At 63.6% G+C, this 17,648-nt stretch carries 12 protein-coding genes; 7 read left to right on the forward strand and 5 right to left on the reverse strand.

Going from position 1 to position 17,648, the window contains the following annotated elements; translation table 11 throughout:
* Nucleotides 1-28: 28 nt before the first annotated feature.
* Nucleotides 29-1,312 carry a metal-dependent hydrolase family protein gene (locus AC1C2U_RS08235; RefSeq protein WP_495361254.1) on the reverse strand — a complete coding sequence of 428 codons (1,284 nt, stop codon included), beginning with the start codon at nucleotides 1,310-1,312 and terminating at the stop codon, nucleotides 29-31.
* A gap of 217 nt (nucleotides 1,313-1,529) precedes the next feature.
* Between AC1C2U_RS08235 and AC1C2U_RS08240 the strand changes: the two genes are divergently transcribed.
* From AC1C2U_RS08240 to AC1C2U_RS08250, 3 genes are all read left to right on the forward strand, one after another.
* Entirely contained in the window at nucleotides 1,530-1,781 is a 252-nt protein-coding gene (locus AC1C2U_RS08240) for a LapA family protein (protein WP_495361255.1), read from the forward strand.
* Between the two features lie 210 nt (nucleotides 1,782-1,991).
* Nucleotides 1,992-3,593 (forward strand): helix-turn-helix transcriptional regulator, encoded by a 1,602-nt coding sequence (locus tag AC1C2U_RS08245; protein ID WP_495361256.1) that lies wholly within the window; start codon nucleotides 1,992-1,994, stop codon nucleotides 3,591-3,593.
* A gap of 82 nt (nucleotides 3,594-3,675) precedes the next feature.
* On the forward strand, nucleotides 3,676-4,905 hold the full coding sequence (locus AC1C2U_RS08250; protein WP_495361964.1) for a threonine/serine exporter family protein: 1,230 nt from the start codon (nucleotides 3,676-3,678) through the stop codon (nucleotides 4,903-4,905).
* A gap of 283 nt (nucleotides 4,906-5,188) precedes the next feature.
* Here AC1C2U_RS08250 and AC1C2U_RS08255 read toward each other — a convergent pair whose 3' ends face one another.
* Nucleotides 5,189-5,629: a hypothetical protein gene (locus AC1C2U_RS08255; RefSeq protein ID WP_495361257.1), complete on the reverse strand. Its 441-nt coding sequence runs from the start codon at nucleotides 5,627-5,629 to the stop codon at nucleotides 5,189-5,191.
* Between the two features lie 356 nt (nucleotides 5,630-5,985).
* Between AC1C2U_RS08255 and AC1C2U_RS08260 the strand changes: the two genes are divergently transcribed.
* From AC1C2U_RS08260 to AC1C2U_RS08270, 3 genes are read left to right on the forward strand one after another with little or no spacing between them, the layout of a single operon-like run.
* On the forward strand, nucleotides 5,986-7,287 hold the full coding sequence (locus AC1C2U_RS08260; RefSeq protein WP_495361258.1) for an ABC transporter substrate-binding protein: 1,302 nt from the start codon (nucleotides 5,986-5,988) through the stop codon (nucleotides 7,285-7,287).
* Entirely contained in the window at nucleotides 7,287-8,234 is a 948-nt protein-coding gene (locus tag AC1C2U_RS08265; protein WP_495361259.1) for a carbohydrate ABC transporter permease, read from the forward strand. Before AC1C2U_RS08260 ends, AC1C2U_RS08265 begins: the two co-directional genes overlap by 1 nt.
* A gap of 2 nt (nucleotides 8,235-8,236) precedes the next feature.
* A complete protein-coding gene (locus AC1C2U_RS08270) occupies nucleotides 8,237-9,049 on the forward strand; it encodes a carbohydrate ABC transporter permease (RefSeq protein WP_495361260.1) in 813 nt (270 codons plus the stop codon).
* A 12-nt stretch (nucleotides 9,050-9,061) separates the two neighbouring features.
* Here AC1C2U_RS08270 and AC1C2U_RS08275 read toward each other — a convergent pair whose 3' ends face one another.
* Nucleotides 9,062-10,093, reverse strand: coding sequence for a LacI family DNA-binding transcriptional regulator (locus AC1C2U_RS08275; RefSeq protein ID WP_495361261.1), 1,032 nt, complete (start codon nucleotides 10,091-10,093; stop codon nucleotides 9,062-9,064).
* 192 nt (nucleotides 10,094-10,285) lie between these two features.
* On the opposite strand from AC1C2U_RS08275, the gene AC1C2U_RS08280 reads away from it, so the two are divergent.
* The gene (locus AC1C2U_RS08280) at nucleotides 10,286-11,206 is read left to right on the forward strand and encodes an ROK family protein (protein ID WP_495361262.1); all 921 of its coding nucleotides are present in this window, start codon (nucleotides 10,286-10,288) and stop codon (nucleotides 11,204-11,206) included.
* A gap of 15 nt (nucleotides 11,207-11,221) precedes the next feature.
* On the opposite strand, the gene AC1C2U_RS08285 is transcribed toward AC1C2U_RS08280, so the two are convergent.
* Nucleotides 11,222-12,994, reverse strand: a complete 1,773-nt coding sequence (locus AC1C2U_RS08285; protein ID WP_495361263.1) for a class I mannose-6-phosphate isomerase — start codon at nucleotides 12,992-12,994, stop codon at nucleotides 11,222-11,224.
* 140 nt (nucleotides 12,995-13,134) lie between these two features.
* Nucleotides 13,135-17,436 carry a glycoside hydrolase domain-containing protein gene (locus AC1C2U_RS08290; protein ID WP_495361264.1) on the reverse strand — a complete coding sequence of 1,434 codons (4,302 nt, stop codon included), beginning with the start codon at nucleotides 17,434-17,436 and terminating at the stop codon, nucleotides 13,135-13,137.
* Nucleotides 17,437-17,648: the final 212 nt, after the last annotated feature.

The following is a 17,648-nucleotide window of genomic DNA, read 5'->3' on the forward strand; positions in this document are numbered from 1 at the left end:
GCCCGAGTTCGACGGGCACCCCCCGGCGTCACAACGTGTTCTTGACGACCTGCCCGGCCTTGACGATGAGTTTGAACTTGCTGTCGGGGTCGCCGATCAGCGAGATGTCGCTGGTCGGGTCGCCGTCGACGAGGATCATGTCAGCCCAGGCACCCTCGGCGATGACGCCGAGCTTCCCACCGCGATACGTGTTGCGTTCACCGGCGAGCTCGAAGAGCGACGCGTTGCCCGAGGTGAGCATCTTGAGGGCCTCGACGTTGCTGTAGAACTCGCCGAGGCGAGCAGCCATGGCACTCTGACGGGGCGCCGACTGCGGTTCGAGGAGCAGGTCGGTCCCCCAGGCGGTCTTGACACCGTGCTGCTTCGCCCATCCGTAGACCTGCTCGGTGCCGTGGCAGATCTCGGTGTTCTTGCCGGCGCGAACCGGGTCGGGATAGTGGTGGTCGTCCTCCGCGAACGGCTGCATCGAGAGCCAGATCTGCGCGTCGGCAATGCGCTTGATCGTCTCCTCATCGGCGAGGTGGCCGTGCTCGATCGACGTGACGCCCGCATCGATCGCCCGCGCGATACCGGCCGGTGTGTAGACATGGGTCGCGACGTAGGTGCCGTAGTCGGTCGCCGCCTGCACCGCAGCACGAATCTCGTCCGGGGTGTATTGCAGGGTGTTGAGCGGGTCGTACATGGATGCCGCGCCCCCGCCGAGCGTGAGCTTGATCTGGGTGGCTCCCTGTCGCAACTGCTCGCGCACCGCGGCGAGCACTCGCGGAACGCCGTCGGCGATGCGCGTGAAGTGGATGTCCTCGGTGCGGCTGGGCTTGCCGCCGAACTCCTCGGGCACGTCGTAGACGAACGAGAAGTCCGCGTGGCCCGATGTCTGGGAGATCATCGCCTGGCTGGGGAAGATCCTGGGGCCTTCGAAGCTGCCCCGGTCGATGAGGGACTTGATGGGCGCCGTGTCGCCGCCCATGTCGCGGACCGTCGTGAAGCCGCGCAGCAGCATCCGCTTCGCCTCGGCGATCGTGTTGCCGTACAGGGCGCCGGTGGGTCCCTGCAGGAAGTCCATCATGTTGTTGGCATTGCCCATCAGGTGCACGTGGGCGTCGCTGAGTCCCGGCATGAGGAACTTTCCGTTACCTTGGATCTCGACGACACCGTCCGACGCATCGCCGGCGACCGGCGATGCGGATACCGCGATGATGTGTGCGCCCTCGATGAGGACATCCGCATTGTCCAGTGTGCGATCGCTGACCCCGTCGAAGACGCGGACGTTGCGAATGATCATTCTCTGAGGTGCATGCGTTCCTGTGGTCATGGCCGTGACACTATTCCGAGCCGGAGAGGGCAACGTCGGATCGCAGCCGATTTCCCCCGGTGCGTCATCCTGCGGATCACCCCGCCCTCACCCTCGTCTCACCCGCCCACCCTCCGAAATGCCGACTAGACACCGGGCCTTGCAACGTTGATAGACTGCCGCCGACAGGGGTCGATATACGCTCAGCGTTAAGTCAGCAGGGGCATATGGGGGGAATATGAATGGCACGGAAACTGCCAAACCGAACGGCACAGACGGAGCGAGCTCTTCGTCCAACGGGAAGGTCATCCTCGCGATCATCCTCGCGGTGGTGGCCCTCACGTTCGTGTTCTCGAACGTCGCACCAGCCACGCTGAGCTTTCTCTTCCTGCAGTTCACGATGCCCGCATGGGGATGGTTTCTCGCAGTCCTGCTCGCCGGCGTCGTGATCGGATCACTCTTCCCCTGGTTCAGGCCACGCAAGAAGTAGATCGCACCGTCGATCTGCGTCTGCGCTCAGGTCGCAGCAGATATTTCTTGAACGGCATATTCGCCGAATGCAGGGGAGAGATATGTGTACGAACACATGGGGAGGGGACAAGCCTCTGCCCGGAGCAAGAGCCGGAGCCAGAGCCAGCGCCAGCTAGCCGAGTATCCGGGGGGATCGCGTGAACGGTTGTGTGAACGGGGGGACGCATCGATGAATCTGAACGATGATGTCAAGGCGCTGGAGGAGTTGGAGCGGGCGATCGCCTCCGGCACGCCGGAAACGATCGCCCGGGTCGCGATGGCGAACATCCTGCCTCTGTACCACGAGCACTACGGCGTGCTCACCTCAGCGATCGACAGCCTCCCCAGCCAGTTGCTCGAACGCTACCCGATCCTTCGGTTCGGACACCGCATGACCCCGGTGCTCGCTCGGACGACACGTCCCTTCAAGCCGCTCATCCATCCCGACACCGCACGGATGATGAGTCCGGACGAACTCGATGTGTTCACGCTCGTGCAGATGATCTCGTTCCGATTCAGCGGCGACGTGGCGGCGGCACTTGTCTACGCCCGACGGCTCGAAGATCGCATCCTCGACATCCGTGTGGAGTCGCGTGAACGAGTGGACGGACAGCTCTGGTTCTACCATCACGAGATCGGTTCCACTCTGCTCGCCGCAGGCGACTCCTCCCGCGCACTGCTCGAGTTCAGTACCGCCCGTCAGCTGGGCAGGCTCTCGAACCAACGCGACGCCGAACGACTCGCGCTCGGTCGTACTGCGCTCGCGCACGCCCTCCGAGGTTCACTCGACGAAGCGGAGATCGCCCTCGCCGAGGTCGCGCTCCAGCCGCCCGCTTCTGCGTCGCATCTCAGTGCGAGCAAGACGACCGAGGCCGCGACGGCCGCGCTCATCGCTGTCGAGCGCATGACGGATGACGCCGATCACCTGCTCGCAGAGCTCGAACCATACGACAGCCTCCTGATGACCTGGCCCTTCGCGCTCCTTGCTCGCGCGCGGTCGTTCCTGGCCGAGCAGCGACCGGGCGAAGCCCTCGAAGCGATTCGATTGGCCGGCGACGCGCACCCGGTTCAGCACGGGTCCGTCGCATCCGATGTCATCGCATCGACATCCGTCGAGGCCCTGTGCGTTCTGGGAGACGCGACGGCCGCGTGGGAGGTCGCCGAATCGAGCGCGAGCGCCGGCACCATGACGAGGTTCGCCATCATTCGATTGGCGTTGCACGAATCACGCTTCGACCTGGCGGCCAACGAGATCCGGAGGCTTGCGGGCGACCACACTCTCAGTCCTGGTCACCGTGCCAAGGCCATCCTCTTCTGGGCCTGGCTCGAAATCGCGCAAGGCGCCGAGCTCGACCCTCGCACGGCCGCCCAGATCTACCGGCTCGCGATCACGGGAAACATCCGCCGGCTGCTCGCGACCATGCCGCAGCAGGTGGTGGATCAAGTGAAGGCGCACCTCGCGAGCGAGGAACTCGCGGAGTTCGATACCGCAACGACCGGTCTCCCGCACTTCGAGATGAAGATCCGTCCGATTCTGACGCCGGGTGAGCTCCGCGTGCTGAACGCCCTCCCCACCAACCCGACGACGGCCGCCATCGCGGCGGCATTCCACGTGTCGCCCAACACCATCAAGTCGCAGCTCAAAGCCCTGTACCGGAAGCTCGGGTGCTCCACACGCGACGAGGCGATGAAGCTCGCAGCTCGGCATCGTCTCATCGCCCGTGGCGGCGACGACATCGGCCGGCTCGCGCTCGGTACGCAGAGCGAGAGCGTGGATGTCGGGGCTCACTGATCGCCTCCGTGCGGCAGCCGGTGCCTTCCAACGAAGGCCGCCGAGCGAGGCGTCCGTCGGCGGAACGACGGGCGTGCCCGAGATGCTCGGGGAGATCGGGGCGGCACTGCTGGATTCGTCGCAGGCCACAAGCGATGTGGAAGGCATCCTGAATCGGATCGCGGATCAGTACGCGCGACCCGAACTGCGGGTGTTCGTGCTCCCCACACTCGTTCTCGTCGAAGACCCCAGCACGGCGCCCTCCCAGACGTTGATCTTCCCCGCGAATCAGAGCGCGTTGCGACTCGATCAGGCCGATGCGATCGAGCGTCTCGTGCGCCATTCGTTCAGTGACCGTACGGCACCCGACTCCGTCGTTTCTGCGATTGCGCAGGTCAGGAAGGATCGATCCCGGTTCGGTCCCGTTCTGACCGTCTTCGGGTACACGCTGCTCACCATCGGATTCGGCATGGTGCTCAACCCGACGGTGAGTGCGCTACCGGTCTATGTCGTGCTCGGCGCGGCGGTCGGTGCCATCGTGCAGATCGGCAGCCGAATCTCGACGCTGTCCTTGATCTTGCCCGCGTTCACCGCGTTCGCCGTCACACTGTTCATCTCGCTCCTGATCAGTCCCCTCGTGCACGACGATGTGATCCGGCTCGTCGCTCCCTCGCTCGTCTCGTTCCTGCCGGGATTGACACTCACCGTCGCCGCCGTTGAGCTCACATCGGGTCAGATGATGGCCGGCGCGAGCCGCCTGGTCTACGGGATCGCGCGCCTCGGGCTCCTCGTCTTCGGGGTCTTCGCCGGCATGACCGTGGCCGGCACACCTGCACCGAGCGGCGATGCTCCGGTGCAACTCGGCGCGTGGGCGCCCTGGGCCGGCATCGCCCTGGTGGGCCTCGGCTACTACTTCTTCTCTGCGGCACCACGTCGTTCGTTCGTCTGGATCCTCTACGCGCTCGTCGTCGCCTATTCCGCCCAGCTGCTCGGCAACCTCCTCCTCGGACCGGAGTTGTCGGGACTGGTCGGTGCACTCCTCGTGATTCCAGCCGTCAATCTGGCCGGGCGCCTGAAAGGCGCACCTTCCAAGGGGATCATGCTGACCTGCGCGTACTGGCTGCTGGTTCCCGGTTCCATGGGTTTCATCGGCCTCAGTGAAGCGGCATCGGGCACGGCGGGTGCGACGAGCACCATTCTGCAAACCTTCGGCTCCCTCATCGCGATTGCGATCGGAATGGTGCTGGGTGCTGGCTTGAGTCGTGATGCCACCGCCATCGCCCGAGGCTGGCACTCGGTCTCGAAACGAGATGAGAAGTCCCGCGATGACTGAGTACGAGCCGCTGCACGCTGCGGACGACGCCGCGCGGGCCGCGACGGCCTGGAGTGCTGAGCCGCCGGCCACCGATCAGAACGACGTGGGTTCTGTTCCGTTCTCTTGACCACGACTGGAACCGAGCGAGGTGCGCTCGCGAGCGGACACGCGAAAGCGCGCGGCCTCCGAGTGAACGGATGCCGCGCGCTCATCACGTGCGTGAGCCGACCGAGTTGTGCGCCAGCCGAGACGTGCTCGCGCGAGCCACGTGACTCGGCCGGCTCAGTTCAGCCGACGAGGGTTACTCGGCGGCGCACACCTCGGTGACCTTGACTGCAGCGGCCTGGATGCCCTCGGTCTGCGCAGCCTGAGCATCGGCGTCGACTTCAGCGCCGTCCGGCAACGCCCCTGCCCACTCGCTCGCGTCGTCGAGCTTCTCTTGAAGCGCATCGAGTGACTCGGCGAGCGCTGAATCGTCGGCGGCCTCTTCGTCGAGTGCATCGACGCGCTCGGAGAGCCCGTCGAGGTACTCCTGCAGCTCGACCGAGTCGTCTGCCGTGAGGATCGCGTTCTGCGCGCCGTTGGAGATGTCGCGTACCTCGACGCGCACCACCTCGCACGGGTCGTCCGATGCCTCGGCTCCGTCGCTGCCACCTGACGCGCAGCCCGAGAGCAGAAGCGCGCCTGCGAAAACGAGCGCCGCGGACTTGAGCAGTCTGGATGTCGGAGCTGTGGATGTCATGATTCGTTGCATGTTTGCAATTCCCCCTGATCTAGGTACTCCGAGAGTCTAGCGAGAGGCTCCGACACGGCGCTGGCGGGTCGCGCGGCCGGTCGACTGCCACAGGGCGGAATCCATCACCGGATGCCAGTACTTCGTCCCGCCCAAGGTGCGGTCTTCCGAGTACTCGAGTACATCGGATTCCGCTCCGACGCATCGTCGGCATGGCCGGTTCCAGCCGTCGAAGTTGACATTCGTCATGCACTTGCGTGATGTGTTATCGTTACCAAGTTCCGCCTCCTTCGAACGAAGCCGACGGATCCGAGTCACACATCGCAGCGGTAGTTACGTAAGCCATCAAGGAGGATGCAGCATCCATGACACGCAATCAGATACGTCTCAAGCGGTTGGGCGCGCTTGCAATAGCCGCAGCACTCGTTGCCGGAATGGGAGCCTGTTCGCAAGGCTCTTCCAGCGCTCCACAGGGCGCATCAGGCGGTTCGGCACTCACGCTGAACGGTGACCGGGCCGACTTCGTCGATGCGTACACGGCCGCGGGCGAGGCGCTCGAGTCGCTTGGCAATGAAGGCATCGACCCGCGCAACGTTCCGTCGACGGAGAACTACCAACAGGTCATCCGGTCTTCGCTTCGCACCGACAGCACGACCGATCTTGTGAAGTGGTGGAACGGTTACCGCCTGCAAGACCTCGCCCGCTCCGGTGGGCTCGCCGATCTTTCTGCCGAGTGGGACAAAGCCGTCGACGAAGGTTGGGTGAACCCCGACTCCGAAGCCGACTTCTCGTACGACGGCAAGGTCTACGGCATGCCCATGTACAAGAGCTTCTGGGTGATCTTCTACAACAAGCACGTCTTCGAAGACGTCGGAATTCAGCCGCCGACAACGTGGGAGGAGTTCTTGTCGAACAACGACAAGATCAAGGCTGCCGGTGTGACCCCGTTGTTCGCTACGCAGGAGGCCGGCTGGACATCGTCCATCTGGTTCGAGGAGATCCTGTCGAAGTCCGACCCCGAGTTCTACACGGAATTGATGAACGGGGAAGCCAAGTACACCGACGAGCCGGCGCAAGAGGCCCTCCGTACGTGGGGAGATCTCTACGCGAAGGGCTACTTCACCGCGCCAGACATCGCCTGGGACAACGAGCCGGCCCTCTTCCAGGAGGGCACCGTCGCACAGGTACCCATGGGAACGTGGCGAAACGGCATCTTCGTGACCAACGGCATGAGCGAGGCCGACTACGGTGCCTATCTCCTCCCGGTCGTGAAGGACGGCGTGAAGCCATCTGTCATCACCGAGTCAGGCGTCATCGCGGTGGCTGAGAAGTCGGCGAACAAAGAGGCCGCGGTCAAGGCGATGGGCGATTGGCTGAGTCCCGATGTGCAGTCGGTATGGGCAAACGCGATCAAGGACACCTCGGCGAACCCCGAGGTGGTGACCGATGATCCTGTACTGGCATCCGTCAGTGAGCAGGTCACCGCTGAGAAGCCCACCGAACTGGTGCGATTCTGGGAGGCCAGCCCACCGCCCCTGATCGAAGGCGGCGTGCAATACCTCGCGAGCTTCATGGTGAATCCGACGGAAGACAACATCATGCCCACGCTCGAGAAGTTCCAGACGCTCGCCGATGCCGAGTGGGCGAAGTGGAAGGCCGCTGAGTAGTGAGCACTTCCACAGCGGCGCGAAAGACCACCGGGGCGGGGAGCACTCAGGCTTCCCGCCCCGTTGGGCGCGAGCCGAGCCGCGGCCGCTCGAACCGCTTCGGCAATATCCGCGCGGCACCGTTCTTACTCCCCGCACTCGCGCTCGTGGGCATCCTGTTGCTGATCCCCTTCGTCGCGACCCTGTACCAGAGCCTCACCGCCGACAACGGCTTCACGTCGACCTTCGTCGGATTCGACAACTACGTACGCCTGTTCCAAGATCCAACGTTCTTGCAATCGCTGCTCAACACGGTGATGTGGACGGTGGGCACGCTCGTCCTCCCCGTCGGGCTTGGTCTTCTGATCGCCGCGTTCACCAACTCGATGCGCGGCGGTCGATGGATCCGACTGGCCTTCGTGCTGCCATATGCGCTCTCCGGCGCGGCCACCGCCGTCATCTGGGGCTTCATCCTTCGATCCGATGGAGCGCTCAATCAAGCCATCTCATTCTTCGGGTTCATCCCGCCGGCGTCGGGCTGGCTACTCGAGTGGCCATCGAACACGATCGTGATGATCGTCGCCAACACGTGGCAGGCCACCGGGGTCACCGTCATCCTCTTCCTCGTCGGCCTCCAATCGATTCCGCCGGAAACGGTTGAAGCCGGTCAACTCGACGGCGCCAAGGGCATGCGCCTGTTCTGGCACGTCGTGCTGCCCCAGCTTCGACCAGTCACGATCGTCGTGATCGGCATTTCGATCGCGAACAGTCTTCGCGTCTTCGACCTCATCTGGCTTCTCACGAAGGGCGGGCCCGGTGGAGTCTCGGAGACTCTCGCCGTCACGATGTACCGCCAAACCTTCATCATCAGCGACTACGGCTATGGCGCCGCAGTCGCTGTTGTTCTCGCCATCATCGTCATCGCCACTTCGTGGATGTACCTGCGCCGCCAATTGAAGAGGAGCTGACCGTGATCGGACGCATCAGTCGCAATGTTTTCATCACCGTCATGGCAGTGCTCTGGTTGATTCCCGTCTATCTCATGATCGTCAATGCGTTCGTGCCGGCGGCGGACTACACCGGCCAGCCGACGTGGGTACCGAGCGGCTTCGGGTTCCTTGACAATCTGGCGATCGCCTGGAACCAGTCCGGCCTCGGCCTCGGCATGCTGAACAGCTTGATCTATTCGCTCGTCTCTGCCGGTACGGCGGTGCTCGCGGCCGCACTCGCCGGCTTCGCCGTTGTGATCATGCCGATGAAACGGCCGACGCTCTGGTTCTGGCTGATCTATCTCGGCACTCTGCTGCCGTTGCAGATCTTCCTCTCGCCACTGTTCAAGGCGTATGTTTCGACGAAGCTCTACGACACGAACATCGGCATGATCCTCATCTACGCCGCGATCTGTGTTCCCTTCGCGTTCTTCATCGTGCGCAACTTCCTCACAACGCTGCCTCCTGAGATCACTGAAGCGGCACAACTCGACGGGGCCGGCTGGAGCAGGCTGTTCTTCCGAATCCATCTGCCGCTCATCAAGTCGTCGCTCTTCGCCGCATTCATCTTCCAGTTCACCTGGGTGTGGAATGACCTGCTCTTCGGCATCACGCTCACCACGAGCCCCGATCGTCGTCCGGTCATGGCGGCACTGGCCGAGATCAGTGCCGGCTTCTCAAGCCTGGGCCCGCCCGTCGTTCTCGCCGCGGCAATCGTCGCTTCACTCCCGACTGTCGTGCTGTTCCTCACCTGTCAGCGCTATTTCGTCTCCAGTCTCAAGGCGACGGGATAGACCGGCGCAACGCTAAGAGGAAAGCTCACCGACGGTGACCGGCAACTCGACGAGCCGCGCCGACCCCTGCGGGACGGTTCCGTCGAGACGCTCGAAGAGCAATCGAGCGGCCTCCGCACCGAGTTGCTTGGGATCATGCGACACCGTGATGAGCGGCACATGCATCATGTCGGCCAGCTCCACGTCGTCGAAACCGACGAGAGTCGGCGATGTCGGCGCATCAGGGCCGCTTTGCCGGGTACCAATAGCTTGAAGCGCCCCGATCGTGTTGCGGTTGTTCGCGCTGAAGACAGCTGTCGGAGGCACCGGCAACTCGAGCAAGGCTTCCATCGCGCGGCGTGCGGCCGCGACATCCTGCTGCCCGCGGAATACGAGATCAGCATCAGGCTCGAGCCCCGCCTCGTTGAGGGCCCGGCAGAAACCTTCGAAGCGGCGCCCCGCGGTAGAAACCGATACGACATTGCCGAGGAATCCAATGCGGGTGTGGCCAGCATCGATCAGCCGGCGGGTGCTCTCATAGGCACCCCGTACATCATCGAGCAGCACAGTATCGGCGTCCACGCCGTCTACGGTTCGCGAAGCCAGGACGAGCGGAATGTTCCCGAGGCGATGGGCGGTGAGGTGCGCAGATGCGCCTCCCGTGGGAACGACGATGAGACCCTCGACCTGCCTGCCGACGAAATCGGAAACGAGTTGTTGCTCGCGCGACACGTCCTCCCCGGTGTTCCCGAGCAGTATGCGCCGACCGTGTTGGGAGGCGACTTGCTCGACCCCGAGCGCAAACTGACCATAGTAGGGATTGCCGAGGTTGGTAATGGCTACCCCGATCAAGCCCGAAGAGTGGCCAGGGCGGATGCTTCTGGCGTTCTCGTTTCGGTGATAGCCGAGTTCGGCAACCGCGGCGAGAACCTTCTCCTGCATTTCGGCGCGAACATTCTTTCCGCCAGACAACGTCCGGGACACGGTCATCGGGCTCACACCGGCAAGCTCAGCAACCTCTTTGACAGTGGGTACACCCGCGACGCCGCTCTCGATATTGCTCATTGCGATCCTCACCCGATGGCCTGAAGGGGCACCATTCTCGATGATAACGTTAGCAACTCGTCCCGCGGGCGGCTTCGGCAAGCACGGCGCTGCTGAGGCCGCGGTCCGCGGCTTGGTCGCCGTCCCGCGATCCGATCTCCAGGATTCACGCGGCGACACCCCGCGTCCCGCTCGAGAGGAATGGAGCACGCGATGACGCAAAGCCGCCCGGGAATCCCCGTATTGGAGATCGGAGGCACCCACGTGACCGCAGCGCTCGTGGACTCTGGCTCGTGGCGCGTCCGCCCGGGATCGGAGTCGCGCGCTGCGATCCGCGCCCAGGGAACCGCGAAGGAGCTCTTGACGGACATCGGAAGGGCCGCACAGACGCTGCCGGTCACTCTGGCGACTCAATGGGCGGTGGCTATCCCCGGACCCTTCGACTATCACCGAGGCATTGGACTGTTCGAGGACGTCGAGAAGTTCGACAGCCTTCGTGGGGTGGATGTTCGTGCCGCGCTGATGGCGCTCATCGAACCAACGCCCAGCTCCGTGCACTTCCTGAACGATGCGGATGCCTACGGCGTCGGCGAATATGCAGCAGGCTCCGGTCGCGGGCACGATCGGCTCATGTGCATCACGCTCGGCACCGGTGTCGGTTCCGCCTTTCTCGTCGGCGGCGAGCCGGTGAACGACGGGCCCTCGGTGCCGCCAGACGGCAGTGTGCATTTGCTCGAATTCGAAGGCAGGCCGCTCGAGGACACTGTGTCGCGTCGAGCGATCCGCGCCACCTTCGTCGCAGCATCCGGAATGGATGCTGAAACCGCCCCCGACGTGCACGAGATAGCAGCCTCGGCCCGACAAGGCGATGCCGTAGCCGCGAGAGTACTGACAGACGCGTTCAGCGGCCTGGGCTCCGCGCTTTCCGGCGTCGTCTCAGCTTTCGGTGCGGATGCGCTCGTGATCGGCGGCTCGATGTCGCGCTCCTGGGATCTCGTCGAACCGGCGATTCGCACGGGCCTCGACCGCGCCGGCTCCTCGTTCAGCGCGCTCCCCCTGTTGCCGGCGGAGCATCCGGATGACGCACCGATCATCGGGGCTGCGTTCTGGGGAGCACGGCACCTCGGCGACTGAGGTGCCGTGCTCGCCCTATTCGCGCTCCGTGCCGCGGACCGATGCCTTGACCGTGGCGAGCTTCGTGCCGACCGCATCGCCGTGTGGGCTGATGCGGTACGGGCCGACGCTGGCAGGAACGATGAACGTCTCGGCATAGTGCACCACGAAAGGCTCGAACGCGCCACTCGGACTCTCGATGACGGCCTCGGCGCCCTCGACGAGGTTGATCACGTTGACCGTGCCGCGGGTGTCGTGCTCGACGCTGCCGGTGAACCAGTGGCGTCGCACTTCGATGAATTCGAGTTCGTGGAGCCCGGTGCGCTCTTCGACCCAGCCGTCACCGGTTGCCACTGTCTCGACTTGGTCGACGAGGTTCTCGCGGGTCCAATCGGTGTCGCGGTCCCACTGAATGTTGCGGGCTGCATGGTCGAGATGGATGGGCCTCGGCACGCCGTCGAGTCCGTTGCGGCCCCAGTCCCACATCTTGAAGGTGAAGATGTACGGCGTGGCTGAGATCTCGAGCACCATCGTGTCGGCACCCGAGCAGTGCACCGTGCCTGCGGGAATGAGGAAATGATCGTGCTTCTTCGCGGGGAACACGTTGACGAACTCTTCAACAGGAAAGTCGACGCCGGGAAGGGTGGCCGCATCGAGCGACGCGATCATCGCTGCAGGATCCGTGCCTGTCTTCAGCCCGAGGTAGACCTTGGCGTCTTCAGCCGCATCGAGCAGGTAGTAGCTCTCGTCTTGCGTGTACGGCATTCCGAACGTGTTCTGGATGTAGTCGGTGAGCGGATGCACCTGCAACGAGAGATTCCCGCCCTCCATCGTGTCCAGGAAGTCGAAGCGGATCGGGAATTCGGCGCCGAAACGCGCGAAGGTACGCTCGCCCAGGAGCTCGCGAGAATGCGTGAACACCACGTCGATCGAGGGGAGTTCGATGATGTCATCGCCGATCCTCAGAAGAATGCTGTTCTCCTCGGGGACGCAGTCGAAACACCAGGCGTAGTTCTCTGCGTCGGGCAGGTCGAGGACGTCTTGCATCCATTTGCCGCCCCATACTCCCGGGTCGAAGAATGGCACGACCCTGAACGGGGCGTCGACCGCGGCCTGCATACCGGCGTGAAAGGCCTCGGCCGTGATCAGCTTGCCTTCCGTCGTGGAGGCGTTCGTGTCGAGCACGAAACGCATCTCTTCGAACAGCGAGCGCTTGTGGCGGTCGGCCAGGCGCCACTCCACGAAGAAGCCGCGTTTCACCTTGCGAAGATTGTCTTCGTCGAAATTCGTGCAGCGCCAATTGGGCGCGCCTCTGCGTTGGCGTTGCTGGATCTCCCAGCGCGCCATGTCCGCCAGAACGATTGTCGCGTCTTGGATCGGAACAATTGCGGCTCCCCAACCCACCAGAACGGTCGCGCGCTCCGAGGTGGCGAGCTCTTCGGCGAGCTTGTCGAGCCGCGGTCGGTCGTAGAGGTCGCTGAGTTCCAAATGACTCATGACTCCGAAGACGCGATCGTCGGTGAGATTCCACTCGAGGATCTCATCGATCTCGGTGATCGGCTTCGCGGCCGCCTCTTCGACATCGATGACCTGGAACTCGGGCAGGCTCGTACGAATGCTCGCGATCAGCTCCGGCAGGAAGACCCCCGGGTAGGTATCGACAATGATGACGGGCGCGCTGTTCGCGCCGGCTGCCGCGACATCCGCGATGTGCCTCCACGCGGCGGCCCCCTGCCAGACCTCATGCGTGCCGGGGACCGTGACCGTTGGCTGCTTGTCGTACGAACCGCGGGGGTATGGAGAAACCATTGTGTGACATCCTTCTCGCTGACGAACAGATTGATAACGTTACCAGTTGCGGCGCGAGTCCTCGAATCGGACTTCGGTTCATGCGCCGACAGCGGAAGGGGCCTGCCTCTCGGCAGGCCCCTTCCGGGAGTGCGCTCTGGCTAGAAGAGGACGAACACGACGTTCGGCCGGGCACTCGACTGCGCGACCTTGTCATCGCCGCCGTAGTGCCCAGTCAGCAGGTGCAGACCTCGGCTCAGCTTGGGAAGCGCGATGCGGACTCGCCCGCCGTCGCGTGGGGTGAGCGTCGCGGTCGCGATCTCGCGAGGTCCTTCGGAGATGGAGACCGGTCCGGTCGGAACGACTTGCCCGGCCGCAACGTTCATGGTGTAGACGACTCCCCTGCCTCCGACGGAGATGATCGTGTTGAGCGCACCAGAACTCTGCGAGTCGGCCTTTTGCGCCGTGAACGTGAAGGACCACTCCGCCGTCGCATCTTCAGCCAGTAGGTAGCCGGCGATCGCTCGAGCGACGACCGAGATCGGCCCTGAGCCCGCATAGGTGCCGGCCGCGACGACGACGTCATCGATCAGGTACTCCACGCCTTCAGATGAGGGAATCGTGTACTGGTCGCCGTCCGTGCCGTATGGATCGACGTGGGAGACCGGGGCCGGCGTGACCAGCTTCGGTGGCGTTCCCGCAACGGTCTTCTCGGATTCTGGTCCTGAACCGATCAGGTTCGATGCAGCCACGGTGAATTCGTACGAATGTCCGCCCTCGAGTGCGTCGACGGTCGCCTGATTCTCCCCATCTTCCACGTTTCGTGTCTCCACCGGGGCGCCGTCGCGGTACGTGGTGATGACGTACCCGGTCAAGGGAACTCCACCGTCGAAGGCCGGAGGCTGCCATGCCACGGCGGCCTCGTTTCCCTCGAATGCCGCAGTCACCTCGACTGGCGCTTCTGGGACGCCGGGGACCGCGTAGACCTCGAGTTCGGCCAGTCCGGGGTTCAAACCGGTTCCGCCTTCGACTTGGAATCTGACCCACTCGAAGGTTCGGGCGTCGAAGCTCACGCTCAACGGGCTCCCATTCGGAGCGAGTCCGCTGACCGGCACCGTACTGCCGTCGCTGAACGCCAGTGTTCCTCCGTTCGCGTCATCGAGCAGCGCGGGGCGGTCGAACAGCACGATTCGATCTGCGGTGATCGGCGTCGCCCAATCGAGTTGGACCCACGGATTGCGTTCGCCGCGCGATGCCCAGTCGCCGCCGTCGCCTGGGCCGATCACTCCGTCGAAGACCTTGCGAGCCGGAAACTTGCTCGAGTACTCCGAGGAGGCGGTCGCAGTGACGTTCGGCCAACGCGCGGCGTTTCCTCGCAACAGGTCGGGGTCGAGGTCGACCGTCACCGTCTTGCTGGCCGACGCACCGCTGCCATCTGCAGCGGTCGCGGTCAGCACGATGTCGCCCTCTGCGTCGTTGACGGTCAATGTGCCGTCGAAACCGTCGACCGTTGCCGTATCGGTGGGGGAACCGTCTGGATTCGTCACGGTCCAGTCGACTCGCTTGTAGGAGGCATCTTCGGGAGCCACCGCCGTGGTCAACGCGATCGTGCTGTACGGCACCTCGATCGAGTCGGGAGCATCGATGGTGACACCGGTCGTCAGGATCTGCTCCGCCTCTTCGGATTCCGACGGCGGAAGGTCGTCGACACCCCACTGCGTGTTCGGGGTGTCCCCCATCCACAGCTCCAGAGTGCCGCCGTCGGCGAACTCCGAATGGTGGAACCAGGAATTGTTCAACGTCGAGCCGTCGAGTTCAGCCTTCTGGATGTACATGTTGTCGGCCGAGTTGTCGTGCGTGATGATCCGGAACTGCCCTCCGGAGTAGTAGTCGGGGTTCAAGGCGATCGTAATCTCGTCGAAGATCGGCGAGGTGATGTCGTAGACCGGGTCACCTTGCCCGCCACCGGTCACCTCGAACAACCCCATCGCCATGAGGGCGCTCATCGCGCCCATCTGGCCTTGATCCTCATCGTGGTGACCGTAGCCGTCGGTCGTGGTCACGGGTGCGTACACCTGCTTCTGCACCTGTCGCACCCAGTACTGCGTCAGCCACGGGTAGCCGACGTAGTTGAAGAGATGTCCGTTCTGCAGGGCGGGCTGGTTGCCGTAATTGACGTGGCTTTCGCCGTATCCGCCGATGAAGCCGCCATCGACCGATTGTTCGAAGGCGTAGTTCAACTTGTCTGCATACGCCGTCGTACCGCCCAGCAGATTGGCGAGTCCCATCACGTCGTGAGAGGTGAACCAGGTCGCCTGCCATGAGTTGGCCTCGACGAAGTCCGTTGCGGAAAGCGGATCGAAGTCGGCGAGCCAGTTGCCATCGGCCGACTTGGGCCGGATGAAGTCGGTTTCGGAATCGTAGAGGTTGCGCCAGTTGCCCGACCGATCCATCAGGTACTTCCCGAGGTCGGTATCGTCCCAGATCTCGATGTCGTTGAGCCCGACGTCGGTGCCCTCTCCGCCGGTCGTCTCGAACTTCACCCAGTCGACGGTGCGCGGGCTGAAGTCCACGATCTTGCTCTGCCCGGCCGTGCCGATGTTCTCCACGGTCTCGGTGGATCCGTCACTGAAGGTCAGCACCCCGGAATTCACATTCACTGCGGGATCGACCCGGTCTTTGAGCACGATCTGATGGATCGTTCGCGGCTTGTCGAAGGTGACCGTGATCCACGGGTCGGATTCGCCGGCCGACGACCACTCGGCCGGAGTGGATCGAAGCGGACGGCCGTCGATCGCACGCGCAGCGGCCTGCTTCGAGTCGTTGGCTTGCGACGAGGCTTCCGCCGAGGCCAGCTGCGCCACATTGAATCCGGTCTTGTCCAGCGCCTCAGCCATGCCAGCGAGGCCCCAGTCCTGGAACGAGTACTCGAGCGTCAGACCTGCCCCGCCGTTGTGCTTGTCGACGCACAGGTCTTCGGGAACGTACCCGTTCTCGATGTACTGCTTGGCCCCGCCGCATCCGCCGAAGCCATCGGGCTCGAACGCACCGGGCTCGTATTGGCCGCCGAGGGACTGCGAGTCCAGCATCGCGTCGAACGCAAGGTCGGCGTCGAAGTCTCGGATGCCCTTGTTGTACGCCCCCGTGATGAAGGACGACACGGGAGAGCCCGTCATCACAGCGGTCTCGCTTCCGGCCGCCGGGCCGCGGGGAAGGAGTCCTCCGTCTTGATACATCTGGAGCTGGGACTTGACGAAACTGCTGTAGACCTCGGGATAGGCCATTCCCAGGATCGAGTTCAGGTTCCATTGCGTCAGCCACAGGGCGTCGTAGTTGTACATGGCGAACTGCGGCTTGCCATCTTCGTCGAGGGGGATCTGCTTGACCCTGTTCACGCCGAAGGTGTTGTCGAGGTAGGCGCCGTCGACGTCGCTGATGGCGCTTCGTCCGGCGAGAACGTGGAACAGGTCCGTGTAGAACTTCACCTGCTGTTCGTGAGTGCCGCCGTCGACATCGACACGACCGAGCATCTCGTTCCAGCGCTCCTGCGAAGCCTGCTTGACTGCGTCGAAGTCCCATCCGGGTGCTTCAACTTGAACGTTGTTGCGAGCGCCGTCGACACTTGTGAAGGACAAACCGACCTTCATCTGCACCGTCTCACCTGCGGCGAGGTTGTCGTAACGTGCGTACACCCCGCTGTTCTTGCCCGCGTTGGTGTCCAACGGGGCACCATCGTCGGTGAGGTTTCCGTCTTTCCATCCGTGCAGGGAATCGAATGGCTTGTCGAAGGAGATGTTGAAGAAGAGCTTGTTGACCGGGCCCCGATCTCCTCTCTGATTGACGAAGCCCTCGATCTCCGTGTCACTGACCTTGGTCACTTGGGCGTCGGCCATCGTGGCTTCGCCGAGGCGGCCGCCGAGGTTGACGATGATCTCGCTCGGGCCGGCTTGCTCGTAGGTGTAGCGGTGCAGGCCCACCCGGTCGGTCGCCGTGAGCTCGGCCGTCACGCCGTACCGGTCGAGCCGCAGCTTGTGATACCCGGGCTCGACCACTTCGGTCTCATCGTGCTCCACATGGGACTGCCAGCCGGTGTCGCCTTCCGTCTTGGGCACGCCTTCACCGGTCGTCGGCATCACCTGCACACCGGAGATCTGCCAGTCGTGAATGTGGCTGAATCCCTTCACCTGGTCTTCACTGGGGCGGTAGCCCGAGCTCCGCCCGTTGGCGGTGAACGTATCCGGGCGCAACTTCACGAATCCGAATGGATTGCTGGCGGACTGGAAGAAGAAGTACCTCCCGCGATCGGATTCGATCCACGGATCGACCAGACTCGCGAAGTCCTCGCTCGCATCCTCAGCGGCCACTGCGGGCACGGCGGTCGCACCGACACCCAGCACCACCAGAGCGCTGGCCAGCACCCCCGATACCACCGACATCGCCGCAATCTTCTTGATGTAGCTCATGATCATCGCTCTCTGTGATCTTCGGGAAGGGAATCCCTGGTCATTCGTGAACCGCACGGTGAAAGAGAATCGTCGGCCGGCTCAGATGCAACTGCAGTGGACCTGAAATCGGGTACGGAATTGGTAACGCTACCAGCAAGGCGCGGCTCGGCACCATACCGTCGTCGTTCAGCGCGGGGTCGCAGCATTCAATTGAAGGCTCATCTCCAGCA

Source organism: Agromyces sp. Y575 (genome assembly GCF_059445445.1).